Origin of the sequence: Tianweitania sediminis (genome assembly GCF_017813335.1) — a bacterium.
GTDB classification, from domain to species: Bacteria; Pseudomonadota; Alphaproteobacteria; order Rhizobiales; family Rhizobiaceae; genus Tianweitania; species Tianweitania sediminis.
Map to the genome: position 1 here is coordinate 996,504 of NZ_JAGIYY010000001.1, position 21,932 is coordinate 1,018,435.

Consider the following 21,932-nt stretch of genomic DNA (forward strand, 5'->3'; position numbering starts at 1 on the left):
TCAAAGTTCGTGCGACAGCAGCGTTGTCAGAGCGATGGCAGCCAGGGCGAAAACCGCGATTTTCCAAACGTCTTTTCGCTTGCGCAGGCCCGGAAGGCCCAAAGGCCGCCATAAATGAAGTGCCATCATTATCAGAATGATGATGGAAAGGGCTTTGCTCAAGAGACGTCCTCGCAGGTTCGGTGGCTGGCCTGCGCGCCTGATCTTTCGTATGACACGGCCGCGTCGACTCTCAAGAGAGCGTCCTAGCGAAAACGGGAGCGGCGGCAAAGCCGCAAGCGGGCGGCAATGACATCCCTGAGCAAAAGCGACGCTGGAGTTCGCGGTGCTGAAAGGAACACATCTGATCGGGCATACAAGGCTCGCTCTTGGAATGTGGCGTCATGCAGACAGGGGGAGTACGCATGCAGAAGCAACATGACGATCGTTTGAGCTACGAAAAGGCGGGTGGCGAGTTCATCCCGCTGTCCCCATCGACACCCGACCGCCGCGTTGAGATGAGCGTTGAACTCGACGCGGATGTTGCCGAGAAGATCAAGGCGCTCGGACCGGATTGGCAGGAAAAGGTCAACCTCATCCTCAGGACTGCAAAGCTCTAGCCTGATTGATCTTTCCCGCTGCATCGACTGGACGGCGGCGTTTCTGTCCGCCAAACATCACGGGCAAGGTGGAGGAAGAAGATGCCGTCGCAGTACCACGAAACTTATTCAGCCTGGCAACGTGACCCGGAGCGCTTCTTCGCCGAAGCCGCAAAGGAGATCGACTGGTTTACGCCTTGGGACAAGGTGTTTGATCCCGAAGCGGGCGTTTATGGCCATTGGTTTGTCGGTGCCACCTGCAACATGTGCTACAACGCCCTGGACCGGCATGTCGACGGCGGGCGCGCCGATCAAACGGCGCTGATCTATGACTCGCCGCTGACCGGCACGAAAGAAACCTACACGTATCGCCAGATCCTTGATGAGGTGGTGGCGCTCGCCGCAGTGATCCGCGCCCAGGGCGTCGAAAAGGGCGATCGTGTCATCATCTACATGCCGATGGTGCCGCAGGCAGCCTTTGCCATGCTTGCCTGTGCGCGGCTAGGCGCCATCCATTCCGTCGTGTTCGGCGGCTTTGCCGCCAAGGAACTCGCAACACGCATCGACGATGCGCGACCAAAGCTGATCATCTCGGCATCATGCGGGATCGAGCCCACGAGGATCATCGACTACAAGCCGCTGTTGGACCAGGCCATCGACATGGCGACTGCCAAGCCCGCCCGTTGCATTATCCTCCAGCGGGCGCAAAAGCCCTGCGCTCTGACCGAAGGGCGTGACCTCGACTACCGTGACAGCGTTGAGGACGCCAGAAGCGCCGGAACCACGGTGGAATGCGTCCCGGTGGAAGCGCCGGACCCTCTTTATGTTCTTTATACATCGGGCACCACCGGCAAGCCAAAGGGCGTGGTGCACGACACGGGCGGGCTCATGGTCATGATGAAATGGACCATGTGGAACGAGTTCGGCGTCAATCCTGGCGAGGTGTTCTTTTGCTCGTCCGATGTGGGCTGGATCGTCGGCCACCATTACATCGTTTATGGCCCGCTTCTGCACGGCGCTACATCGATTCTTTATGAAGGCAAGCCTGTGGGCACCCCCGACGCGGGCGCGTATTGGAGGGTGATCGCCGAACACGGCGCGGTGGGGCTTTTCACGGCGCCAACAGCCTTCCGCGCCATCAAGAAGGAAGATCCGGAAGGGCGGCTGGTCGGGGACTACGACCTGTCGAAGCTCCGCACGCTTTTTTTGGCGGGCGAGCGCGCCGATCCGGAGACGATCAAATGGGCGGAAAACAAGCTCCGCGTGCCGGTTGTCGACCACTGGTGGCAGACTGAAAGCGGCGCGCCGATCAGCCACAACCCGGTGGGGCTCGGCATGCTGCCGGTGAAATACGGCTCACCGGGCATGCCCATGCCCGGCTACGACGTGCAGGTAGTGGACGACAGCGGCCACCCGGTTCCCCGCGGCACGCTCGGCAATGTGGTGATCAAGCTCCCCCTGCCGCCAGGCGCGCTGCCGACGCTCTGGCAAGCGGATGAGCGCTGTCGGGAAGCCTATCTTGCCGAGTTCCCCGGCTTCTACAAAACGGCGGATGCAGGCTTCATCGACGAGGACGGCTATATCTTCATCATGTCGCGCACCGACGACATCATCAATGTCGCGGGCCATCGCCTGTCCACCGGCAGCATGGAAGAAGTGGTTGCGGAGCATCCGAACGTCGCCGAATGCGCCGTGATCGGCATCGCCGACTCCTTGAAGGGACAGGTTCCACTTGCGCTTGTTGTGCTCAACGCCGGCGTGGAGCGGGACACGGCCGAGATCGAGCGTGAGGTGGTGGCAATGGTCCGCGACCGGATCGGTGCGGTGGCGGCCTTGAAGCAGGTGATTGCCATCAAGCGCCTGCCGAAAACGCGCTCGGGCAAAATCCTGCGCTCCACCATGCAGAAGGTGGCGGATCGGGAAGAATGGACCATGCCAGCCACCATCGATGATCCGGTCATCATGGACGAGATCAGCGAAGCGATGGGCCAACGCGGCTTGGGCGGCAGCGGAATGGCCAAGGCCGGTTGATTTCGCTGCGCCGGGCAGACACTGTCGCGCCGCAACGCGACAGCCCAGCATGGAGATTAGCATGGCACTCGACGGCAAAACCGCAATCGTGACCGGAGGGGCAAGCGGCATCGGGTTTGCCATTGCGGAACGCTTCGTGCGGGAGCGGATCAAGGTCATCCTTGCGGATGTGGATGTTGCAGGTGGCGAGAAGACCATCGAGACCCTGAAGCGCTTGGGCGAGGCGAGCTTCGTCAAAACGGATGTGTCCAAGCGTCTTGACGTGCACAATCTGCTGGCGGCCGCGAACGACCTTTACGGTGACATCGACATACTCGTAAACAACGCGGGTGTGGTGCACGGTGCAGACTTCCTCGACGTGGAGGAAGCCGACTTCGACCGCGTTCTTGCAATTAACCTCAAGGGCGCTTTCCTTACCGGGCAGGCGGTGGCGCGCTTCATGGTGGAAAAGGTCAAGAACGGCGGAAGCGCTGGCGCGATCGTGAACATGTCCTCCGTAAACGCGGTTTTCGGCCTCCCAAACCAGGTCCCTTATTCGATTTCGAAAGGCGGCATGAACCAGTTGACCAAGGTGATGGCTATTTCGCTGGCGCCTTATGGCATTCGCGTCAATGCGATCGGTCCCGGATCCATCAACACGGCCATGCTCGCCTCGGTCAACAACGACCCTGAAGCTCGCCGCCGAATCTTGTCCCGCACGCCCATGGGTCGCGTGGGCGAAACCTCGGAAATCGCGTCGATTGCCGCCTTCCTTGCATCCGACGACGCCAGCTACATCACCGGGCAAACGATCTATGCGGATGGTGGACGTCTTCCGCTCAACTATACGGTTGCCGTGAAGGACTGACGCCTCACCTCGACTTACGCCCTTCCTGCTCTTCTGATCTCGCTTCGGATGTTCCTGACACTATGTTGTCAGCAGTGTCATGCGATGGTCCACTCCCGTCCGTCGTTGCGGACGCGGGTTTGCAGGTCTCGCCGCTTGTGGCTGAGCAGGAAAGGGTTTCGTCGATGCGCCGCGCCGATCGCCTGTTCCAGATCGTTCAGCACATGCGCGGCAGCCGCTTGGTGACGGCGCAGAAGCTCGCGCAATGGCTGGAAGTTTCCGAGCGCACCATCTACCGCGACATCGTCGATCTCCAGGCCACTGGCGTTCCGATCGAAGGCGAGGCGGGTGTCGGCTATATCATGCGGGAAGGCTATGATCTTCCGCCCTTGATGTTTACCCGCGACGAGATCGTGGCGCTCGTGGCAGGCGCGCGCATGGTACGTGCGTTCGGGGGCGCCACCATGGCCCGTGCCGCCGAGGAGGCCCTTGTGAAGATCGGGGCGGTTTTGCCTGAAGGCGAGCGCGAGCGGATCAACCGGACGGAAATTCATTCCCCGCTTTGGGTGATCAAGGACCAGGACCGGGCCGCCATTGATCTGATGGAGCGCGCGGTGGAAAGCCGCGATGTGGTTGCGCTCGACTATCTCGATGAGCAAGGTCGCGCGTCCACCCGGGACGTTTGGCCCCTGGGGCTCTGGTTCTGGGGCAAGGTCTGGACTCTAGCCGGGTGGTGCGAGTTACGCGGCGACTTCCGCACCTTTCGAATTGACCGCATCGCGAAGCTAGAACTGGCGGGGCGGCGCTTCAAGCCCGAACGTGGCCGTATGCTGAGCGACTTCTACCGCGCCATGGAAGCACGCGAAGGGCAGGAGCGTGTTTATCACCGAACTTCGGTGGCGAGCTGATCACAAAAAAGCGGCAGTCCGAAGACTGCCGCTGATTGGCGTCAGGAAGAGAGCACCGAGCCTTACTGCTCGTCCTCGTCTTCCGTCTGGCTGCGGTTCTTCAAGGAAGACAGCTTGGCGAAAACCGCATTCGCGTCGAGTTCCTTGTCGTCCTCGTTCTGCGGTTCCGCGACTTCAAGGCGCTCCGTCATGGATGCCGGCAGCAGGGTTTCTCCGGAGGCTGCTACGGGACCCTTTTCGCGCGACGCGCGGCTCACTTCGAGGTCAAGGTCAATCTGCGAGCACAGGCCCAACGTCACGGGATCCATCGGCGTGAGGTTGGCTGCATTCCAGTGCTTGCGCTCGCGAATCTGTTCAATCGTTGCCTTCGTGGTGCCGACAAGCCGCGAGATTTGTGCGTCCTTCAGCTCAGGATGGTTGCGGACGAGCCAGAGAATGGCGTTCGGGCGATCCTGGCGCTTGGACAAAGGTGTGTAGCGCGGGCCCTTGCGCTTCGACTCCGGCACGCGAACTTTTGGTTCCAACAGCTTCAGGCGATGGTTGGGATCCGCCTCGGCTTTGGCGATCTCATCGCGGCTGAGCTGACCTGTCATCATCGGATCCATGCCCTTGATGCCCTGCGCCGCTTCGCCATCGGCGATCGCTTTCACTTCAAGCGGATGCAACGAGCAGAACTGGGCGATCTGATCGAAAGAAAGCGCTGTGTTGTCGACCAGCCAGACGGCTGTCGCCTTGGGCATCAGGAGCGTGTTCGCCATCAGATAAATCCTCTCGTTCGCCCGCGTCTTTCTCGCGGGCGGTGGTTCAAACCACCAGATTTTGGAAATCACCTCCGATATAGCCAAACTGAGACCGTCCCGCAACGGGAATGGCTTCGCGGCGGTTTTTGCCGCGTGTTCGATCCGGCGCCGCTGGACAGAAAGGCCACTTTCGTTTCTGCTGCTGTTTAGATCCCTCGAAGGAACCAGCCATGGCCAAAGGACAAGTTCGCAGCAACAAGGAAGTGCGAAAACCGAAGAAGGACAAAGCGGCTGCTGCAAAGCCCGCTTCTTCGCCCTTCGGCTCGCAGGTCAAGGATTCCGGCAAGCCGGGAGCTCCCGGTAAAGGCAAGTAGCGCACGCCCGGGAGCGTCTCGACTCTCAGGGTACCTCAAGAACAATCTTGCCGATGTGATCACCGCCTTCCATGCGTTCATGCGCATGGCGGGCGTCGTTGAGCGTGAAAACACGATCCATGACCGGCGCGACTTCGCCCGAAGCAAGCAGCGGCCAAACATCGGCCTCCAGGGCCGCGGCAATTGCGGCCTTGAACTCTACCGAGCGTGGCCTCAGCGTCGAACCGGTGTGGTGAAGTCGCTTCACCATCAGCTTGGATACGTCCGTCTGCACGGACGCGCCGTTCAGGGTTGCGATCTGCACGATACGCCCGTCCATCGCGGCAGCGTCGTAGTTTCGCGCAACATAATCGCCGCCTACCATGTCCAGGATCACGTCAGCGCCTTTGCCGCCGGTGAAATCCTTCACGGCCGTCACGAAATCTTCTTCGCGGTAATTGATCGCGCGATCGGCGCCGAGCTGTTCGCAAGCGGCGCACTTGTCGGCCGAGCCAGCCGTAGCGATCACCTGAGCGCCGAAAGCTTTCGCCAGTTGGATGGCCGTCGTGCCGATGCCCGATGTACCGCCATGCACGAGAAAGGTTTCACCCGCCTTCAGCCCGCCACGCTCGAAGACGTTGTGCCACACGGTAAAGAAGGTTTCCGGCACTGCCCCGCCTTCCACCATGCTGAGGTTTTCCGGCAGGGGCAGGACGTTGGTTCCATGAACACGGCAGTATTCGGCATAGCCGCCGCCAGGCACGAGCGCCACGACGCAGTCGCCGACCGCCCAGCGGGGTGTTTCCGGCCCAACCGCTGCAATCTCACCCGCAACCTCGAGGCCCGGGAGGTCCGACGCATCCTTAGGTGGCGGATAGGCACCCTTTCGCTGCAAAACATCCGGGCGGTTGATCCCGGCAGCACGAACCTGGATCAGCACCTCGCCGCTCCGCAACTGGGGGAGGGGCCGCTGTTCCGGCACAAGAACTTCCGGTCCGCCGGGGTTCTTGATCGCCACGGCGCTCATTGTTTCGGGCAGATGACCGTTCACCGGTGCGTCAGGCATGACAATCCCCTTCATTCGGCTGGTTGCCTTTCATGAAGCCGCTTTATCTATGCTTCAAGCGAGCAGAATAAAGCGGAGGAGTTCGGTGAGCATCTTCGAGGAAGAATCGCGCAAGCGGTTGGCAGCCCATGAGATCGGTCAGGATCTGGCGCTCTTGTCGGCTGACGAGCTTCGCAGTCGCGTTGAGATGCTGCGAGCTGAAATCGCGCGGCTTGAAGAGGAACTGGCGGCCAAGCATCAAACGAAGTCGGCGGCCGAAGCGCTTTTCCGCCGCACTTAGTCGCCACCTGTCGCCTCCAACCTCCCTGCCGATTCGCTCGGCGGACTAACTCCAAAGATGGTGATCCATGCTTGCGAGCTACCGTCCGATCTTTTCCCTGCTGCGCGGCACTGCCTTCCTGCTTGCTGCGTCCGGTCTTCACAACCTGCTTCTCCCGCTGCGCGGACAGGCGGAAGGGTTTTCGACCTGGTCGCTTGGTCTTCTTGGCACAGCATGGGCGGGCGGCTTCGTGGCTGGCTGTGTTTATGCGCCCCGGCTCGTCCGCCGCGTGGGGCATGTGCGGGCGTTCGGCACTTTTTCCGCCTCCGCGGCGATCATCGTGCTGATTACTGGCCTCGTGATCAACGAGTGGGCCTGGATCATATCTCGTGTTTTCACCGGCTTTGTCATGGCCGGGGCATTCATGGTGATTGAAAGCTGGCTCAACGAGAAGGCGACCAACGAGAACCGCGGAACGGTGTTCGGTCTCTACATGATGGTCACCTATGCTTCCATCATGGCCGGGCAATTGGCGGTGGCAGCCGCGGATGTCAGCACAAGCTCGCTGTTCATGGTGTCAGGGATCCTGTTTTGCTGTTCCTTGATCCCGACCACCGTGTCCATTGCAGCAACGCCCCAGCCGCTGCAGGACGTTTCGCTCAATCTGAAAGGCCTTTATGCCAACTCGCCCGTCGCGTTCACGGCCTGCTTCCTTGTGGGCGTGGCGAATGGGGCGTGGGGCACGCTAGGCGCCGTCTACGGCGCGCGGATCGGCATCTCCACGGCCGAAATCGCCGTCATGATGAGCCTTGTCGTGGTGGCGGGAGCTGCGATGCAGATCCCGGCAGGGCGGTTGTCCGACATCACGGACCGGCGGTTTATCCTTGCGGGAGCGGCGCTTCTTGGCGCCCTGATCGGTGTCCTGATCTTCTTGATCGAGCCACGCTCGGGCCTCGTGGTGATCGTGACGACCTGCGCTTACGGCGCCATGGCCTATATCCTGTATTCGCTGGCTGTTGCGCATGCGAACGACCATGCCGATGCCAGCGATTTCGTGAAGATCTCCAGCGGATTGCTGCTGCTTTACGGCTTCGGCACCATGATCGGACCAGTGCTCGGTTCGGCCCTGATGTCGGAGATGCGGCCCGAAGCCGTATTTCTCGCCACCGCCCTCGCGCATGGCACGCTTGCAGCCTATGCGGTGCTGCGCATCTCGCGGCGAGCCCCGGTTCCGATCGAGCAGCGTGAGGCCTTCAACGCGCTGCCGGCGGAGCGGGCGCAAACACCGCAAGCCATCCTGCTAGATCCGCGTGGGCCGGATGATGAGGAGGAGGGACGGAGCGATGTGGAAGAACGAAAGGATCGGGAGCTTGCGGAGCCTGTTCCCGGCTAAACAAAAACCGCGCCACCAGAGGCGGCGCGGAGCACTGAAGACGTCTCGAGGGATCCGATGATCCCAGCACACTTAATGGGTCGTGTGCGCCACCTTGAGTTTCGTGATCTCATCCTTGAGCGCGAGCTTGCGTCGCTTCAAAGACAGGATTTCCAGATCGTCGCTGGAGGGGCTCGCCATCGCCTGCACGATCTGCTTTTCCAGATCTCCGTGCTTGCGCTGCAATTCCTCAAGATGGGAAGTCAAAGACATCATCTATTCTCCCTTCTGGTTCCTCGAACTGAACCGCGCCGGGCTTGTTCCACCGCGGCCCGAAGCTCCGTGACGGTTCAATGACACTTTGCCACCGAAGCAGTTCCGTGTCGAACATCACGTAGTAGCATTTAACGTTGGGACAAGATGTGTTATGCGCGAGCCAGATGCTGAAGGGCATCGTTTTCCACCCATGCCGCCAGCGTCCAGCGCCCGGAGTGACCACTTCATGTCCGAACAGGATCAGGCTGAAATCCGCCTGGAATATGCGCGCATCAGGCAAGAGCATGCTGATTTCGACGCCGCCATCAACGCAATGATTGCAACCGGCTGTGATCCGCTCCAGATCCAGCGGATGAAAAAGAAGAAGCTCGCCTTGAAGGACCGCTTGTCCGAGGTGGAAGACAAGATCATCCCGGACATCATCGCCTGACTAGTTGGCAAACGGAACAGGACGCCTCGCATGGACGGTAAAACCGTTGATGTCGCTGTGATCATGGGCAGCCAGTCTGACTGGGCGACCATGAAACATGCCGCCGATATCCTGGATCAACTGCGCATTTCGCATTCCGACCAGATCGTGTCGGCACACCGAACGCCCGAGCGGCTGTTCGACTTCGCCAAGGGAGCCAAGGCGGCTGGGTTCAAGGTCGTCATCGCAGGGGCGGGCGGTGCAGCGCACCTTCCCGGCATGGCCGCGGCCCTGACCCCGCTGCCCGTGTTCGGGGTTCCGGTGCAATCCAAGGCGCTTTCTGGCCAGGATTCGCTTCTGTCGATCGTTCAGATGCCGGCCGGCATCCCCGTTGGCACGTTGGCGATTGGACGCGCCGGCGCCGTCAACGCAGCGCTGCTCGCGGCCGCGGTTCTCGCGCTGCACGACGAGGAACTCTCTAAGCGGCTTGATGCTTTCCGAGCCAATCAGACGGCCGGCGTGGCCGATCATCCCCGGGATGACGCATGACGGGTTTGCCAGCGGGTTCCACCATCGGAATCGTGGGCGGTGGTCAGCTTGGCCGCATGCTCGCCATGGCCGCGGCGCGGCTGTCCTACAAGACAATCATCCTTGAACCGCAAGCGGACTGCCCGGCTGCGCAGGTGGCGAGCGCGCAGATCATTGCCGCCTACGACGACCGCGACGCGCTTGGGCAACTGGTGCAAGTCTGCGACGTGGTGACCTACGAGTTCGAAAACGTTCCGCTGCCGGCCGCCCACCACCTCGTCGCGTCCGGTGCTCGCCTGTTCCCGCCGGCACGTGCGCTCGAAGTGGCGCAGGACCGGATTGCCGAAAAGGCTTTCCTGAACGGAATCGGCATCGAGACCGCTAGGTATGCTGCGGTGGGAGATGACGCGGCGCTTTCCCGCGCGCTGGCTGACTTCGGGAACAGCGGTATCCTGAAAACCTGCCGGATGGGCTATGACGGCAAGGGACAGAAGCTGTTTCGCGATGCCCATCCGCAGCGGGTGGAGGGGACCTATGCCGCCATGGGCGGCGTACCACTGATCCTTGAAGCGCTGGTGCCCTTTGAGCGCGAAATCTCCGTAATCGCGGCGCGCAGCGTCGATGGCTCCGTTGTCGCCTATGATCCTGCAGAGAATGTCCACCGCGAGGGTATTCTGCGCAGCTCCACTGTCCCGGCGCGCATTGGGAGGCAAACCGCAGAACAAGCGCAGGCTACTGCCGGGCGCATTCTCTCGGCCCTGGACTATGTGGGCGTTATCGGCGTCGAGTTTTTCGCGCTCGCGGACGGCACGCTGAAGGTTAACGAGATCGCGCCGCGGGTGCACAATTCCGGCCATTGGACCGAAGCCGCCTGTGTCCTGTCACAGTTCGAGTTGCACATTCGCGCAGTGGCCGGCCTGCCGCTTGGCGACACCCGTCGCCATTCCGACTGTTTGATGGAGAACCTGATCGGAGATGACGTCGAGCGCGTCCCGCAGCTTCTCGCCGAGAGCGGTACGCTCGTGCACCTTTACGGCAAGAGCGAAACGCGCGCAGGCCGCAAGATGGGCCATGCAACGCGCTTGATCGGCTGACAGCTCACTGCGCGTCGGGAACGGGGCAGCTCATATCGATTTCATCGCACACGAGGTAGTCTTCGAGCTTGTCCGCGCGCTCGCTCGTGATGTCGGCGAGGCACTGGCTTTCGAGCATAGGAAAAATCGTGCCGCCTTCGGCGTTTGCATTGAGAAAGCGGCATTCGGCATCGCGGAAGGTGATCCACGCCCGTTGTGTCGCCCGCAACCGCTGCTTCAGGTCGTCTTCGCCTGTTAAACGGCTTTCGATGGCACGATAGGCTGTGTTGAGGCGGGTATCCGCTTCTTCTAGCGCCTCAGCGGCACACAGGTTCAGCTCCATCTGGTTTTCGCTGGTTTCACAGTCCTGGGCGGCCGCCGTCCGCGGCGAAACGCAAAACAGCGCCAGCATGGCAACAACAAAAATGGGTCGCATGATGAAGAACCTCCGGCCTGTTGTTAGATGCAACCGCGCGCCTATGGTCAAGATGCGGTTGACATCGGCACCGGCCCTCGGTTAGAGACACGCCACAGTTTCGGCGCGCCTTCGCGGGCGCGCCTTTCATTTCGGCCGCGAGGCCGCACCGACGGATTGAGCCGATGAAGATCAAGAACTCCCTGAAGGCCCTCAAGGGTCGTCACCGCGACAACCGCATGGTCCGCCGCAAGGGCCGCATCTATATCATCAACAAGACTGCGCCGCGCTACAAGGCTCGCCAGGGTTGATCGTTGGCCGGCTTTTGGCTGGCTCACGCATTTATCAGTTGGACGTTCCGCACGACCTGACTAATCTCAGGGTCATGCGGAACGTTTTTTTGTTTATGGTGCTGGTGCTTCTCGGCGGGCTTTCGGGTGCCCGGGCGGCGGAGCCCGACGTGCAGCAGGTCCTTTCCCCGACGTCGCGCGAAACGACGCGGCATAGCCAGACGTTGGACGACCTGTTCCACGCCTTGAAGCGCGAAGGCAACGTGGTTGAAGCCGAGCGCACCGCCAACAAGATCAATGCGGAACTGGCCCGTTCCGGCAGCTCCACGATCGACCTGATGATGAAGTGGTCGGCCGATGCCCTCAAAAACAAGAAGTACAGCGTTGCACTCGATTTTCTGGATCAGGTGATCACTCTCCGGCCCGATTTCGCGGAAGCCTTCAACCGCCGGGCGACTGTGCATTTCGCGATGCAGAACTACGCAAAGTCGATGGCCGATATCGAGCGGACGGTGGAACTTGAGCCGCGCCATATCGGCGCGATGGCGGGCTTGGCACAGATCATGAAAAGCACTGGCCGAAAGGAACTGGCGCTGCGTGCCTATGAGCGCGTGTTGAGCGTCTATCCCGCTTTCCGCCAGGCCCAGGATGAGGTCGGTCGCCTTGCCGATGAACTGGCCGGCGAGCGCGCCTGACGTCCTTGCCTTTTTCTATGAGCCGCAAGAATGCTGCAGTGAACCAGCGCTATAAGCCAGTCGTCCTTCCACCCGATTGGTGAGCGCTTCCATGCAGTCCGTTCTGCTTGCTGCTGCCGCAGTGCTTGCGACGCTGTTTTTCCTCACCCGGGTCGGCGCAGCATGGATTGCGCGGCGTTTCCCGCCCGTCGGACACTTCGCGACGGTCCGCGGAACGCGCCTGCATTATGTGCATGTGCCCGGCCCCGCCGATGGCAACCTTCCAGTTGTGGTTTTTATCCATGGGGCCAGCAGCAATCTGCGGGACCAGATGGTGCCGTTTCTTCCCGTGTTTCGCGGGAAGGCCGAGCTTCTTTTCATGGATCGTCCGGGTCTTGGCTGGTCGGAACGGGGCCCTCGAGGCACCAACCACACGCCAACCGAACAGGCGCAAACAATCGCCGCTCTCCTCGAGCACCTGGAGATAGACCGGGCCGTGATCGTCGCCATTCCTTTGGCGGCGCGGTTGCCGCCGCGTTTGCGGTGGCGGAACCGGCGAAAACCGCGGGGCTTGTGTTTCTTGCCGCCGCTTCGCACCCTTGGCCGGGTGCTGCCACTTCCTGGTACAACAAGGTCACGTCGGTGCCGGTGCTCGGCTTCCTGTTTGCCGAGCTTTTCGCACTGCCCGGCGGCTTGACGCGTTTGCCACAGGCTGTGGCTTGCGTCTTTGCACCGAACGCCCTGCCAGCAGACTATTCAGATCAGGCGGGTATTCCGCTCATCCTGCGGCCCGGTTCGTTTCGCGCCAATGCCGAAGATGTGGAAGGGCTTTACCGGCATGTCAGCGCCACCGCGCCGAATTACCCCACGATCACGGCGCCGACTGTCGTGATCACGGGAAATCGTGACACGGTCGTTTACGAGGAAATCCACTCGGAAGGGCTGGCGCGCGACATTCTCGGCGCCGAGCTGGTCTGGGTGGACAATCTCGGCCACAAGCCCGACTGGGTGGCACCTGACCTCGTGCTGGCGGCCGTTGCCAAAGTGGCAGGGAACAACGCGATCGACCTTCAGGCGGCAGCGCGGGTCGTCGAGGCGCGTATCGCGGGCGATCAACACAATGTCGGTCGTTGCCCTGAACCTGCCGGCGCAACGCAAAGCGAGCCGCTCGCGCAGTAGACTACAGGCCGCGAAGGCCGTCCGAACCGATATAGGCTATGCGCAGCATGTTGGTGGCGCCCGGCGTGCGCAGCGGCACGCCCGCCGTCACGATCACACGATCACCGGGCGAGCCGAACGCTTCGCTGTGCGCGATGCGGCAGGCGCGATCCACCATGTCGTCAAGATCGGTGGCGTCCGGCGTGACCACGCAATGGCAGCCCCACACGAGCGACAAGCGCCGGGCCGTTTCCACAACAGGCGACAACGCTATGATCGGCACCTGCGGCCGTTCGCGGGCCGCGCGCAACCCGGTGGTGCCGGATGCGGTGTAGGTGACGATCGCCGATAGTCTCAGCGTTTCCGCGATCTGGCGCGACGCCAGGGAAATGGCGTCAGCGCCCGTGGCTTCGGGCTCGGTGCGCTGGGCATTGATGATGCCGGGGTAGGTGGGGTCGCGTTCCACCCGTTCGGCGATCTTGTTCATCATCGAGACGGCTTCTGCCGGATATTGCCCGGCTGCCGATTCCGCCGACAACATGATGGCATCGGCGCCCTCGAACACCGCTATGGAAACATCCGAAACTTCGGCGCGGGTCGGAACCGGCGCCGTGATCATGGATTCCAGCATCTGCGTTGCCACCACCACCGGCTTGCCGGCACGGCGCGCTGCGCGTGTGATCTGCTTCTGGATCCCCGGCACGGCTTCGATCGGCATTTCGACGCCGAGGTCGCCGCGCGCCACCATGAGCGCATCCGAAAGCTCGATGATCTCGGCCAAACGGGTGACAGCCTGCGGTTTTTCGATCTTGGACATCAGCAAGGCCCGGCCGCGCGCAACCTTGCGGGCTTCCGCAAGATCTTCCGGCCGCTGGATGAAGGACAAGGCGATCCAGTCGACACCGGTTGCGAGAACCGCATCAAGATCCTTGCGGTCCTTTTCGGTAAGAGCTCCGACCGGCAGCTCCGTGTCCGGCAGGCTCACGCCCTTCTTGTCGGAGATTTTGTTGCCGGCAACGACGCGGCAAGCGATGCTCTGGCCGTCGCCTCCTTCCGCCAGAAGCTGAAGGCGGCCGTCGTCGATCAGCAGGCGGTGGCCCGGCTTCACTGAGGCGAGGATTTCAGGATGCGGCAGATGCACCCGGGTGGCATCGCCTGGCGTGGGATCGTTGTCGAGCGTGAAGCTTTGCCCGATCTCGAGTGTTACAGATCCAGCGGCGAACTTGCCGACGCGCAGCTTCGGCCCCTGCAGGTCTGCCAGGATCCCGATCGGGCGACCAACAGCCTGTTCCACAGACCGGATGCGCCCGACCAGCGTTTCCATCGTTGGATGATCGGTGTGGCTCATGTTGATGCGAAATACATCCGCGCCGGCTTCGAAAAGCTTGCGGATCATCGCTTCGTCGGAGGAAGCGGGTCCCAGCGTTGCGAGGATCTTGACCTTGCGGCTGCGTCTCATTGGCCACCCGTTCCGGTAACGGCGCCGTTGCCGTTTGCTGCCGGGTCGTCGGTCAACTGGACCATCCAGCTGCCTTGATCACCGGTGTCGTATTCCTGGAAGCCGGAGCGCTGGAAACCGCGTGCGAAGCAATCGTTGACGCCGGCAATTTTGAACTCTCGTTCGGCCACGCACATATTGACGGGGCCGTCCCAGCGTCCTCCACGCTCGGCATCTTCCGCATAAAGGTAGTAGTATCGCGACGAGAGCGGGCCCTCGATCAGCGTCTTGCAGCTGGAGCCCTCCACATGCCACCAGCCTTCCGTCACCCAACCGGCATTGGCGCGATAGCCGATGGCAACGCCAACCAGGTTCTGTGTTGCATTACATACCCGGAAGTCAGCTCGAGCTTCACCCGTTGCCGCACCCATCAACAAGGGCGCAAGAACAGCAGTTGGCAGGACGAGCTTCGCGGCGCGCGCGATTCGATCAAGCGCTGCGAGAACCGATGCGAATCGCTTCACTTCGTTTTCCCCTGCCCAATCCAAATCGACATGCTGACCACCCGCTCCTTTTCGGCAAACTCGGCCACCCTGTCAACGAAGCCGAGCCCCTCAATCAAATCGCTTGAATCCGCTTTTCTCGCCATTGGGCCTGATCGGCAACAATGTCGAAACAGCGGCATTGCTCGGCACAGCTGCACATGGGAAGAACCATGATCGTGCAACATGACAGATTTTCACCCTCAGCACTCATGACCCAACAGGTTTCCGAAGCGTTTGAGCGGATCGACGGCGATTGGAGCAGAGGCCTCTTGCTCCTGGCTGACCATGCGGGCCGAGCCGTGCCCGGCGATTATGCCGATCTCGGACTCACCGCACGGGAGTTCGACCGGCACATTGCCTACGATATCGGTGTCGCAAACGTGACCCGCGGGCTTGCTGCTGCGCTCGAGGTGCCGGCCGTGCTTTGTCCGTTCAGCCGTTTGCTGGTGGACCCGAACCGCGGCCACGACGATCCGACGCTGATCCGACAGCTCTATGACGGTACAATCGTGCCCGGTAACTACCCGCTGAGCCAGGAAGAGCGCGAGCGCCGGCTCGAGCGCTTTTACCGGCCTTACCACCGCGCGGTTGCGCAGGCCGTGGAGCAGGTCAGCCAAGCGAGCGGCAAGGCACCCTTTCTGTTTTCGGTGCACTCCTTCACGCCCGTGATGCAGGGACAAGAGCGGCCCTGGCATGTCGGCATCCTTTGGGACAAGGACGATCGCGTTGCGCGCCCGCTGATGGAGATGCTCGCGGCAGACCCGGTGCTATGCGTTGGAGACAACGAGCCCTACGAGGGCGCTCTGCGCGGCGACACGCTTTACCAGCACGCAACCGTGAAGGGCTATGCGCATGCCTTGATCGAGATCCGGCAGGATCTTCTTGCCACCGAAGCCGGTTGCATGGAGTGGATCGGACGGCTTGTGCCGATCCTGGAACAGCTGAACAGCATGTCCGACCTGCATCGCGTGCAGCATTTCGGATCCAAAACCGGTCCGCTCGACCACGAAGAAAATGTCTGAGGCTTTGAGATCATGACACCTGAACAAGAGCGCGATTTCGAGGCTGCGGCCTTTCGCCGGCTCCTTGACCACCTTTCGGCGCGCAGCGATGTTCAGAACATCGACCTGATGAACCTCGCCGGTTTTTGCCGCAACTGCCTCGCCAACTGGTATCGCGAAGCCGCGGAAGAAAAGGGCCAGCCGCTCAGCAAGGACGAGGCGCGCGAACTCATTTACCGCATGCCTTATGCCGAATGGCAGGCCTTGCATCAGAAGGAGGCGTCGCCGGAGCAGAAGATCGCCTTTGAGCAGGCGCGTCCAAGCGACCATTGAGGCGGCGAGCCTTCAACAGGCTTGACCCTGACCCGCGCCTTTGGCAATCGGACCGCCGCGCGACCGAACCCTTGTGTTCCTGAGTCGCTCCTTCCAGAACACCGGAGATCAGCATGGCCGATGAAGTGACCGATTCCTCGCAAACTGTTGCCGCAGGCCAGTTGCGCGCCTTCATCGAGCGGATCGAACGGCTGGAAGAAGAAAAGAAGAACATTTCCGACGACATCAAGGACGTGTACGCCGAGTGCAAGGGCACGGGCTTTTAGTCCCCCCTGCTTCGTGTAACCTTCGAACAAATCCAAACACTTCAATGGACTACACGATCGCGAGTGGCATCACACGCGTTCGAGCCGACCAAAGGAATCACGACATGGCCGACGAAGTCACCGACAGCAGCCAAACTGTAGCGGCAGGACAGCTGCGCGCCTTCATCGAACGCATCGAGCGCCTCGAGGAGGAGAAGAAAAATATCGCCGACGATATCAAGGACGTATACAGCGAATGTAAGGGGACCGGATTCGACACCAAAGCGGTCAGGCAGATCATCCGTCTCAGGAAGCAGGATCAGGCCGAGCGCGAAGAGGCGGAGGCGCTCCTCGACCTGTACATGAACGCGCTCGGCATGTGACTCCGATTTCAGGAGTGTTGCGTTGCGTTTCAGCGCCCGCTGCGAATGAGTGAGGCGTGAGTTGCTGGGGCGGCGTAGGCCCGAAGTGTAGCAAGCCGATGCCCAAGCAACACCTCCAGGAGGCTCCCTCCGGAAGAGACTTAGCTGCGGTTGGAGGATCTAATTTCTTCACCCTGCCCCTTGAGGGCAGGGCTTCCTCCGCCGAAGAAAAGCGGGCGGGAAGCCTAGCTGGGGCTTATCTCGGCAGTTGCTTCGAGAGAGCCATGTCCCGGCTGGCTCAGAACTGCAAGTTGCGATCCTGAAGTTTGTCGCGACGCAGTCGTAAACCCGGTCCGGCTGAAGCGTGCGCAGCGGTGGGTCGATATCGGATATCGCAGGTGGAGTCCTGGCCGGAGTTCTCGCCGTCCGCTTCGGTGCGAAGCCGCCAACTGGTTCGTCCGGAGGCCTATTCTACCCCAACCGTCCTGACAGGCGCCCCTTGAGCGGAAGTCAGCCTCGGCTTCAGAACCTCAGGTCATCTCTCGATAGCATCGAAAGCGGAATCCTGAATCCTGCCCCGTGACCCCCGTCGGCCTCGACGAAAAGGACTCCCTTTTTCTCCAGCGCCGCACGGAGAGCCGACAGCGTCTTGGCGGAGGCGGAACCGGCGGACCGGGCACGCACCAGCGTCCGGCCGCTCAGCTTGGCCGCGGCTGCCGTCTCGTCCACCGAGAGGCCGATCGCGTCCGCCGCAGCCGTCAGGACGGAGAGTTCCGACTCGTTGCCGGGTGGAAGCCGCAGGCCCGGACCTAGATCGCCTGCGCTCGGCTCGAATGTCATCCCGCACGCCACAAGGGCATCGCGCAGGGCGGCCAGCGTGGCTTGAGTCATCCGTTCATTGGCTTCGCTGCGCACCACGGTGCCCTTGTCCAGTCCGGCTGCGGCGGCGAGCTCGATCTGGGACAGGTCAGCGGCAATGCGAGCGGCGCGCAGCAACTCGTTCGGCACAAGCACGGGCAAGGATTCCTCGAATCCTTCCCTGATCGAATCCTTGCCGTCCTAGATCAAGGATTCGTTTCGGCGGGGTTGCAGCCACCATAAAAATGGCGTCTGAAGTTGTACTAAAAACGGTACTGGACGACATAATGCTAGTGCGGTATGTCGTCGTTCCAGGATCTTCCGAGATGATTCGGAAGCAGGAGAGATGATGACAGCTGATCGCAGAGCGAAGCACCAGCCGGACTATCTGCGGCTGCGTAGCCTCCGCGGCTTAGGCTTCAAGGTTGCCCGGGATCCCACGGAACTCATCGACGCGGGTGGCCCCGCAGTTCGATCGCCTTCCGCCGAAACGCCGTCGATCGCGACGCCATAGCGGACAGGCGCACCTGCTCGGGGTCGAAGGGGAGAGGGTAGTGGCCGTTTCGAAGGCGGCAGCGGACCGCAGGACAGCGCCCTCGCATCAGGGCCGACTGTCGACGGCGCTTTCCGGATCAGGCGAGCCTAAAGAACGAGCCTCAAGAAGAAGATGGACGTCATGGGAAACAAGACACCACGCGTTCGGGAAGCCCGCGGCGCAGGAGTTCCGGAAGCCGATCCGCTTCCGGGCTTTGCAGAGAACGGGCGCGCCTCGCTGGCTGGCGAGCATCTGCCCACCGCCGTCGAGTTGATGGCGGGCATGCCGTTCTTCGAGGGCAGCATGCACAGCGACATGGCGGAATGGGGGAGGGAGCATGCCAGGGAAATCCGGAAGCGCGGCGACCTGGATGGCGCCCTGCATCATCTGCGCCTTCTTGACCGCCTGGTCATGAACCCGGGCGAGGGGGCTGTCGAGAGGCTGCTCGCGGGGATCGATCCGGAGCTTGGCTGGCACGAGAGCGAGACGCGGCAGAGCCTGCTGCGGGCCCGCGTTTACCTCGCGCACTTCCTCGTGCCGGAGCACATGGTGTTCGTGGCAGGCGAACTCGCGGCCCTGAGCCTTTCGCATCCGGGCGCCGGCAGCCGCGTGTTCATCAGGAAGGCGTTCGCATGGACGGCGCTCTGCCACGAAATACAGCAGAGGGGCCTCCGTGGCGCCGTGACCGATTTCCCCGCCTTCGAGCGGGCCTTCGAGCTGAAGTTCGGAGGCGCTGCCCCGGCCTGCCGCGGAACCGCTCACTGAGGCTTCGGACACATGGCGGACGATCCGATCACGCGCCGTTACAGGCGCCGCGAACGTGCTGCAGCGCGCGGCGATCATCTCCCCGACGAGCGAGAGCTGCTGCGCGGCATGAGCTTCCTCTCCAACGACATCAACAAGGATGCCGCCGAATTTGCCAGCCGCCTCGCGCGCCGCATACGCAGGCGAAGGCAGCCCGCCCTGGACCCTCTGGCGCTGGCGCTTGACGAGCTCGAGCTCGGCTGCCTGGAGGATTCCGTGGATGCCATTGTCAGGCAGCTCGAAGACGTGCCCACCGACAGGTCCTTTTCCAGGGCAGCGGTGCGGCTGCGATGCCGCATCTATCTCGCCAACCTCGGGAGGTCGGACGCGATCGCCTTGACTGCGGCGGCGAAGGCGAAGGCAGCGCTCGACGAACGGTACTGGCGTCCCGAAGACAGGTTCCGGCTTGCCCTGGAAGCTTTGGGATGGGCAACCATGGCAGCCCGGATGGAAGCATCCACGCTGGGAGTGCCCCGTAATCACTACGCATCGCGTATCAACGGCGAAGCTGAATCCATCGGGCGCAGCTTCCGATCCGTCTTCGAGCACGCACGGGATGAAGCGGGTCCTGAACCGGAATTCAACGCTGATCCCGATCCTATTGAGGAACTCTCGTTCGAGAAAGAGCCCCTATCCGTCGCTAGGGCGCAGCAGGAGGGCGTGGTTGTTTTCACCAGGATAGGGAACGCGACGACGACAGCGGGAAAGCAGGTGCAGATAGAGTTTTCCGGGGTCGTAGGCGTTCGCCTTCCGCTGCCGGGGGTACCCAACGACCTCGCGGCTGTCCGTCGCCGTCTCCTGCACGAGTTTCCGTATGCGGAAGAGATCGTTGACTTGATGCTGGGGCCCCTTGCTTACCGTGATTGCGTGCGGATCCCGCCAACGGTCCTTATCGGAAGCCCGGGCAGCGGGAAGACAAGGTTCGCCCGTCGGCTCGCAGAAGAACTCGGACTCTCCTGCGAGGTGGTTCCCTGTGGCGGCATCTCCGACTCCTCGCTCGGGGGGACACCGCGCCAGTGGCACACGGGCCAGCCAAGCCTTCCCGTCATCACGATCCGGCGGGCCAAGAGCGCCGGTCCGCTCATCGTCCTGGACGAGATCGACAAGACGGGCGTGAGCCGCAACAACGGCGCGCTGCACGACGTCCTTCTCGGCCTTCTCGAACAGGAGTCCGCCGCGCGCTGGATGGACCCGTACGTGCTGGCTCCGTGCGACCTGCGGCACGTCACCTGGATCATGACGGCGAACGCTCCGGACCCGATTCCGCATCCGCTCCGCGACAGGCTGCGTTTCCTCCGCTTTCCTGATCCGCGCGCGGGGGACCTGGGCGTGCTTGCGGCACGGCTTCTGCAAGCCGGCTACGCAGAAAGGAACCTGGATCCGCGCTGGGCGATGCCGCTGGACGGGATGGAGCTCGAGGCGCTCTCCTCCGCCTGGCAGGGCGGATCGATGCGTGTCCTGCAGCGCCTCGTGGAATGCATCATAAAGACCCGGGATGCCGGCGGGCAGAGCCACTGAGGCAGTTAAATGAAGCCGACGATCCACTCCGGTCCCCGCCTCGGACATGACGAGCTCGATCCGGTCGTTCCTGCAGGGCCCTGCGACGTGACGGGCCAACTCAGCGCGGGTCTCATTCGGAACGATCTTCCAGGCTGCGGCACGGGTACGTGCAAGCCTTCGACAAACAGGAGCCAGGTGGGGACATGGTCATCAAGCTGAACCGGGACGGATCTCCGAATCCGCCGCTCGACCGGATGCTGGGCAAGCTCGGTTCCCTCGTGTCGGACATCGAAGCGATCCGGCGCGGAGTTTCGCCCGAAGAGCTGGCCGGCAACCAGCCTCCGATGCTCGCAAGCTGGACGCCTCGCCTAGGCCAAAAGATGTACCTCGAAGGGCTCTCGACGGGGCACCCGAAACTGTGCGGACAGGACCGCCTCATCTCGACGTCCGAGCTCTTCCTTCTTTCCGAGGACCAGGCGTGGGCGCGTACCCTTTCCCGCTGGTATCGGCTTGGCGAACCGGGCTTTCTCCCTGGCAGTGCCGTGCGCGCAGCCGAGACTTGAGGCATCGGAAAGGTCGGCTGTCATGAGGCTCTGGATCCTATCCGACCTCCATCTCGAGTACGCTCGTCTGAGCCAGCCGCTCGTCGTACCTGACGCGGATGTCTGCGTCGTCGCGGGCGACCTCTGCCGCGGGCCGGAGGCAGGAGTGCGCTGGCTGGAAGAGCACGTGGCCGGAAGCATGCCCTGCGTGTACGTCGCCGGAAACCACGAGTTCTATAAAGGCAGCATCCTGGAGGGCATCGAGGGAGGCCGCTCGGCGTCAGTCACAAGCGGGCGGGTCCACTTTCTCGAGAACGGGTCCGCGTCCCTGGGCGGCATCACCTTCGTGGGGGCGACGCTTTGGACCGACTTCCGGATCGAGGGTCACCGGCTGCTGGCCATGGCGCATGCGCGCGAGCGGATGAACGACTACCGGAAAATTTCCCTCCGCAGGAAACCATGGCAGAGATTCCTGCCTGAAAGCGCCGCAAGGCTTCACCAGGATTCCCGTTCGTTCATCGCCGCCGCACTTCGGTCCGCAGGCGGGCCTTTCGTGGTCGTCACCCACCACCTTCCCCTAAAGGCATCGCTCTCCGCGGAGCATGAGGGAGACCTGCTGAACGCCGCCTATGCATCGGACCTCTCGGAGATTCTCGATGAATCCGCGCCAGCCGTTTGGGTGCACGGCCACGTGCATGAGTCCTTGGACTACATCCACGGGGCGACCAGGGTCATCTGCAATCCCCGCGGGTATGCCGACGAGAACGGGCGGTTCGATCCTGCGCTGGTCGTCGAGGTTCCGGTCCCTTGACC

The 21,932-nt window shown here is 62.1% G+C and carries 28 protein-coding genes and 1 pseudogene; 21 read left to right on the forward strand and 8 right to left on the reverse strand.

Going from position 1 to position 21,932, the window contains the following annotated elements:
• Positions 1–162, reverse strand: a complete 162-nt coding sequence (locus tag J5Y06_RS04755; RefSeq protein ID WP_209333904.1) for a hypothetical protein — start codon at positions 160–162, stop codon at positions 1–3.
• Between the two features lie 242 nt (positions 163–404).
• Between J5Y06_RS04755 and J5Y06_RS04760 the strand changes: the two genes are divergently transcribed.
• The 4 genes from J5Y06_RS04760 to J5Y06_RS04775 all read left to right on the forward strand — a co-directional run bounded on the left by J5Y06_RS04760 (position 405) and on the right by J5Y06_RS04775 (position 4,343).
• Entirely contained in the window at positions 405–599 is a 195-nt protein-coding gene (locus J5Y06_RS04760) for a BrnA antitoxin family protein (protein WP_209333905.1), read from the forward strand.
• Between the two features lie 81 nt (positions 600–680).
• Positions 681–2,609 carry a propionyl-CoA synthetase gene (locus tag J5Y06_RS04765; protein WP_209333906.1) on the forward strand — a complete coding sequence of 643 codons (1,929 nt, stop codon included), beginning with the start codon at positions 681–683 and terminating at the stop codon, positions 2,607–2,609.
• A gap of 61 nt (positions 2,610–2,670) precedes the next feature.
• Complete coding sequence (locus J5Y06_RS04770) at positions 2,671–3,456, forward strand: SDR family NAD(P)-dependent oxidoreductase (protein ID WP_209333907.1); 786 nt, start codon at positions 2,671–2,673, stop codon at positions 3,454–3,456.
• A gap of 164 nt (positions 3,457–3,620) precedes the next feature.
• Positions 3,621–4,343 carry a helix-turn-helix transcriptional regulator gene (locus J5Y06_RS04775; protein ID WP_209333908.1) on the forward strand — a complete coding sequence of 241 codons (723 nt, stop codon included), beginning with the start codon at positions 3,621–3,623 and terminating at the stop codon, positions 4,341–4,343.
• A 62-nt stretch (positions 4,344–4,405) separates the two neighbouring features.
• Here the strand turns inward: J5Y06_RS04775 and J5Y06_RS04780 are convergent, their stop codons facing one another.
• Positions 4,406–5,101 (reverse strand): DUF1013 domain-containing protein, encoded by a 696-nt coding sequence (locus J5Y06_RS04780; protein ID WP_209333909.1) that lies wholly within the window; start codon positions 5,099–5,101, stop codon positions 4,406–4,408.
• A 212-nt stretch (positions 5,102–5,313) separates the two neighbouring features.
• On the opposite strand from J5Y06_RS04780, the gene J5Y06_RS04785 reads away from it, so the two are divergent.
• Positions 5,314–5,457, forward strand: coding sequence for a hypothetical protein (locus J5Y06_RS04785; protein WP_209333910.1), 144 nt, complete (start codon positions 5,314–5,316; stop codon positions 5,455–5,457).
• Positions 5,458–5,482: 25 nt separating this feature from the next.
• On the opposite strand, the gene J5Y06_RS04790 is transcribed toward J5Y06_RS04785, so the two are convergent.
• Complete coding sequence (locus J5Y06_RS04790; RefSeq protein WP_209334386.1) at positions 5,483–6,463, reverse strand: NAD(P)H-quinone oxidoreductase; 981 nt, start codon at positions 6,461–6,463, stop codon at positions 5,483–5,485.
• A gap of 124 nt (positions 6,464–6,587) precedes the next feature.
• On the opposite strand from J5Y06_RS04790, the gene J5Y06_RS04795 reads away from it, so the two are divergent.
• A complete protein-coding gene (locus J5Y06_RS04795; RefSeq protein ID WP_209333911.1) occupies positions 6,588–6,782 on the forward strand; it encodes a DUF1192 domain-containing protein in 195 nt (64 codons plus the stop codon).
• A gap of 67 nt (positions 6,783–6,849) precedes the next feature.
• The gene (locus tag J5Y06_RS04800) at positions 6,850–8,154 is read left to right on the forward strand and encodes an MFS transporter (protein WP_209333912.1); all 1,305 of its coding nucleotides are present in this window, start codon (positions 6,850–6,852) and stop codon (positions 8,152–8,154) included.
• A gap of 72 nt (positions 8,155–8,226) precedes the next feature.
• On the opposite strand, the gene J5Y06_RS04805 is transcribed toward J5Y06_RS04800, so the two are convergent.
• Entirely contained in the window at positions 8,227–8,409 is a 183-nt protein-coding gene (locus tag J5Y06_RS04805; RefSeq protein WP_385930770.1) for a YdcH family protein, read from the reverse strand.
• Positions 8,410–8,635: 226 nt separating this feature from the next.
• Between J5Y06_RS04805 and J5Y06_RS04810 the strand changes: the two genes are divergently transcribed.
• From J5Y06_RS04810 to J5Y06_RS04820, 3 genes are read left to right on the forward strand one after another with little or no spacing between them, the layout of a single operon-like run.
• Positions 8,636–8,839: a YdcH family protein gene (locus J5Y06_RS04810; protein ID WP_209333913.1), complete on the forward strand. Its 204-nt coding sequence runs from the start codon at positions 8,636–8,638 to the stop codon at positions 8,837–8,839.
• Between the two features lie 30 nt (positions 8,840–8,869).
• Complete coding sequence (gene purE / locus J5Y06_RS04815) at positions 8,870–9,367, forward strand: 5-(carboxyamino)imidazole ribonucleotide mutase (protein ID WP_209333914.1); 498 nt, start codon at positions 8,870–8,872, stop codon at positions 9,365–9,367.
• On the forward strand, positions 9,364–10,440 hold the full coding sequence (locus J5Y06_RS04820; protein WP_209333915.1) for a 5-(carboxyamino)imidazole ribonucleotide synthase: 1,077 nt from the start codon (positions 9,364–9,366) through the stop codon (positions 10,438–10,440). The genes purE and J5Y06_RS04820 overlap by 4 nt, the downstream gene beginning before the upstream one ends.
• Positions 10,441–10,444: 4 nt before the next feature.
• On the opposite strand, the gene J5Y06_RS04825 is transcribed toward J5Y06_RS04820, so the two are convergent.
• On the reverse strand, positions 10,445–10,855 hold the full coding sequence (locus J5Y06_RS04825; protein WP_209333916.1) for a lysozyme inhibitor LprI family protein: 411 nt from the start codon (positions 10,853–10,855) through the stop codon (positions 10,445–10,447).
• Between the two features lie 164 nt (positions 10,856–11,019).
• Between J5Y06_RS04825 and ykgO the strand changes: the two genes are divergently transcribed.
• The 3 genes from ykgO to J5Y06_RS23415 all read left to right on the forward strand — a co-directional run bounded on the left by ykgO (position 11,020) and on the right by J5Y06_RS23415 (position 12,977).
• A complete protein-coding gene (ykgO, locus tag J5Y06_RS04830) occupies positions 11,020–11,145 on the forward strand; it encodes a type B 50S ribosomal protein L36 (RefSeq protein ID WP_188824503.1) in 126 nt (41 codons plus the stop codon).
• 74 nt (positions 11,146–11,219) lie between these two features.
• Complete coding sequence (locus tag J5Y06_RS04835) at positions 11,220–11,819, forward strand: tetratricopeptide repeat protein (protein ID WP_209333917.1); 600 nt, start codon at positions 11,220–11,222, stop codon at positions 11,817–11,819.
• 522 nt (positions 11,820–12,341) lie between these two features.
• Positions 12,342–12,977 carry an alpha/beta fold hydrolase gene (locus J5Y06_RS23415; RefSeq protein WP_342453365.1) on the forward strand — a complete coding sequence of 212 codons (636 nt, stop codon included), beginning with the start codon at positions 12,342–12,344 and terminating at the stop codon, positions 12,975–12,977.
• A 1-nt stretch (position 12,978) separates the two neighbouring features.
• Here J5Y06_RS23415 and pyk read toward each other — a convergent pair whose 3' ends face one another.
• Positions 12,979–14,415 carry a pyruvate kinase gene (gene pyk / locus J5Y06_RS04845; RefSeq protein ID WP_209333918.1) on the reverse strand — a complete coding sequence of 479 codons (1,437 nt, stop codon included), beginning with the start codon at positions 14,413–14,415 and terminating at the stop codon, positions 12,979–12,981.
• Positions 14,412–14,825 carry a DUF1036 domain-containing protein gene (locus tag J5Y06_RS04850; protein WP_209334388.1) on the reverse strand — a complete coding sequence of 138 codons (414 nt, stop codon included), beginning with the start codon at positions 14,823–14,825 and terminating at the stop codon, positions 14,412–14,414. Before J5Y06_RS04850 ends, pyk begins: the two co-directional genes overlap by 4 nt.
• 323 nt (positions 14,826–15,148) lie before the next feature.
• On the opposite strand from J5Y06_RS04850, the gene J5Y06_RS04855 reads away from it, so the two are divergent.
• From J5Y06_RS04855 to J5Y06_RS04870, 4 genes and pseudogenes are all read left to right on the forward strand, one after another.
• Positions 15,149–15,961, forward strand: a complete 813-nt coding sequence (locus tag J5Y06_RS04855) for an N-formylglutamate amidohydrolase (RefSeq protein ID WP_209334389.1) — start codon at positions 15,149–15,151, stop codon at positions 15,959–15,961.
• 12 nt (positions 15,962–15,973) lie between these two features.
• A complete protein-coding gene (locus tag J5Y06_RS04860) occupies positions 15,974–16,273 on the forward strand; it encodes a DUF1244 domain-containing protein (protein WP_209333919.1) in 300 nt (99 codons plus the stop codon).
• Between the two features lie 113 nt (positions 16,274–16,386).
• A pseudogene (locus tag J5Y06_RS04865) lies at positions 16,387–16,536 on the forward strand (GapR family DNA-binding domain-containing protein); the annotation flags it as partial.
• 107 nt (positions 16,537–16,643) lie between these two features.
• Positions 16,644–16,901 (forward strand): DUF2312 domain-containing protein, encoded by a 258-nt coding sequence (locus J5Y06_RS04870; protein ID WP_209333921.1) that lies wholly within the window; start codon positions 16,644–16,646, stop codon positions 16,899–16,901.
• A 501-nt stretch (positions 16,902–17,402) separates the two neighbouring features.
• Here J5Y06_RS04870 and J5Y06_RS04875 read toward each other — a convergent pair.
• Positions 17,403–17,894: a helix-turn-helix domain-containing protein gene (locus tag J5Y06_RS04875; RefSeq protein WP_209333922.1), complete on the reverse strand. Its 492-nt coding sequence runs from the start codon at positions 17,892–17,894 to the stop codon at positions 17,403–17,405.
• Positions 17,895–18,414: 520 nt separating this feature from the next.
• On the opposite strand from J5Y06_RS04875, the gene J5Y06_RS04880 reads away from it, so the two are divergent.
• From J5Y06_RS04880 to J5Y06_RS04895, 4 genes are all read left to right on the forward strand, one after another.
• Positions 18,415–19,038 carry a hypothetical protein gene (locus J5Y06_RS04880; RefSeq protein WP_209333923.1) on the forward strand — a complete coding sequence of 208 codons (624 nt, stop codon included), beginning with the start codon at positions 18,415–18,417 and terminating at the stop codon, positions 19,036–19,038.
• A gap of 12 nt (positions 19,039–19,050) precedes the next feature.
• On the forward strand, positions 19,051–20,595 hold the full coding sequence (locus J5Y06_RS04885) for an AAA family ATPase (protein WP_209333924.1): 1,545 nt from the start codon (positions 19,051–19,053) through the stop codon (positions 20,593–20,595).
• Positions 20,596–20,780: 185 nt separating this feature from the next.
• Complete coding sequence (locus tag J5Y06_RS04890; protein ID WP_209333925.1) at positions 20,781–21,140, forward strand: DUF6634 family protein; 360 nt, start codon at positions 20,781–20,783, stop codon at positions 21,138–21,140.
• A 22-nt stretch (positions 21,141–21,162) separates the two neighbouring features.
• Positions 21,163–21,930, forward strand: coding sequence for a metallophosphoesterase (locus J5Y06_RS04895; RefSeq protein ID WP_209333926.1), 768 nt, complete (start codon positions 21,163–21,165; stop codon positions 21,928–21,930).
• Positions 21,931–21,932 lie beyond the last annotated feature (2 nt).

Bases quoted from the DNA above. Each gene is read 5' to 3' on its own strand.
- J5Y06_RS04760 (WP_209333905.1), top strand. From the start codon at position 405: ATGCAGAAGCAACATGACGATCGTTTGAGCTACGAAAAGGCGGGTGGC.
- J5Y06_RS04765 (WP_209333906.1), top strand. From the start codon at position 681: ATGCCGTCGCAGTACCACGAAACTTATTCAGCCTGGCAACGTGACCCG.
- J5Y06_RS04770 (WP_209333907.1), top strand. From the start codon at position 2,671: ATGGCACTCGACGGCAAAACCGCAATCGTGACCGGAGGGGCAAGCGGC.
- J5Y06_RS04775 (WP_209333908.1), top strand. From the start codon at position 3,621: ATGCGCCGCGCCGATCGCCTGTTCCAGATCGTTCAGCACATGCGCGGC.
- J5Y06_RS04780 (WP_209333909.1), bottom strand. From the start codon at position 5,101: ATGGCGAACACGCTCCTGATGCCCAAGGCGACAGCCGTCTGGCTGGTC.
- J5Y06_RS04785 (WP_209333910.1), top strand. From the start codon at position 5,314: ATGGCCAAAGGACAAGTTCGCAGCAACAAGGAAGTGCGAAAACCGAAG.
- J5Y06_RS04790 (WP_209334386.1), bottom strand. From the start codon at position 6,463: ATGAGCGCCGTGGCGATCAAGAACCCCGGCGGACCGGAAGTTCTTGTG.
- J5Y06_RS04800 (WP_209333912.1), top strand. From the start codon at position 6,850: ATGCTTGCGAGCTACCGTCCGATCTTTTCCCTGCTGCGCGGCACTGCC.
- J5Y06_RS04805 (WP_385930770.1), bottom strand. From the start codon at position 8,409: ATGATGTCTTTGACTTCCCATCTTGAGGAATTGCAGCGCAAGCACGGA.
- J5Y06_RS04810 (WP_209333913.1), top strand. From the start codon at position 8,636: ATGTCCGAACAGGATCAGGCTGAAATCCGCCTGGAATATGCGCGCATC.
- purE (WP_209333914.1), top strand. From the start codon at position 8,870: ATGGACGGTAAAACCGTTGATGTCGCTGTGATCATGGGCAGCCAGTCT.
- J5Y06_RS04820 (WP_209333915.1), top strand. From the start codon at position 9,364: ATGACGGGTTTGCCAGCGGGTTCCACCATCGGAATCGTGGGCGGTGGT.
- J5Y06_RS04825 (WP_209333916.1), bottom strand. From the start codon at position 10,855: ATGCGACCCATTTTTGTTGTTGCCATGCTGGCGCTGTTTTGCGTTTCG.
- ykgO (WP_188824503.1), top strand. From the start codon at position 11,020: ATGAAGATCAAGAACTCCCTGAAGGCCCTCAAGGGTCGTCACCGCGAC.
- J5Y06_RS04835 (WP_209333917.1), top strand. From the start codon at position 11,220: ATGCGGAACGTTTTTTTGTTTATGGTGCTGGTGCTTCTCGGCGGGCTT.
- pyk (WP_209333918.1), bottom strand. From the start codon at position 14,415: ATGAGACGCAGCCGCAAGGTCAAGATCCTCGCAACGCTGGGACCCGCT.
- J5Y06_RS04850 (WP_209334388.1), bottom strand. From the start codon at position 14,825: ATGGGTGCGGCAACGGGTGAAGCTCGAGCTGACTTCCGGGTATGTAAT.
- J5Y06_RS04855 (WP_209334389.1), top strand. From the start codon at position 15,149: ATGACCCAACAGGTTTCCGAAGCGTTTGAGCGGATCGACGGCGATTGG.
- J5Y06_RS04860 (WP_209333919.1), top strand. From the start codon at position 15,974: ATGACACCTGAACAAGAGCGCGATTTCGAGGCTGCGGCCTTTCGCCGG.
- J5Y06_RS04870 (WP_209333921.1), top strand. From the start codon at position 16,644: ATGGCCGACGAAGTCACCGACAGCAGCCAAACTGTAGCGGCAGGACAG.
- J5Y06_RS04880 (WP_209333923.1), top strand. From the start codon at position 18,415: ATGGGAAACAAGACACCACGCGTTCGGGAAGCCCGCGGCGCAGGAGTT.
- J5Y06_RS04885 (WP_209333924.1), top strand. From the start codon at position 19,051: ATGGCGGACGATCCGATCACGCGCCGTTACAGGCGCCGCGAACGTGCT.
- J5Y06_RS04890 (WP_209333925.1), top strand. From the start codon at position 20,781: ATGGTCATCAAGCTGAACCGGGACGGATCTCCGAATCCGCCGCTCGAC.
- J5Y06_RS04895 (WP_209333926.1), top strand. From the start codon at position 21,163: ATGAGGCTCTGGATCCTATCCGACCTCCATCTCGAGTACGCTCGTCTG.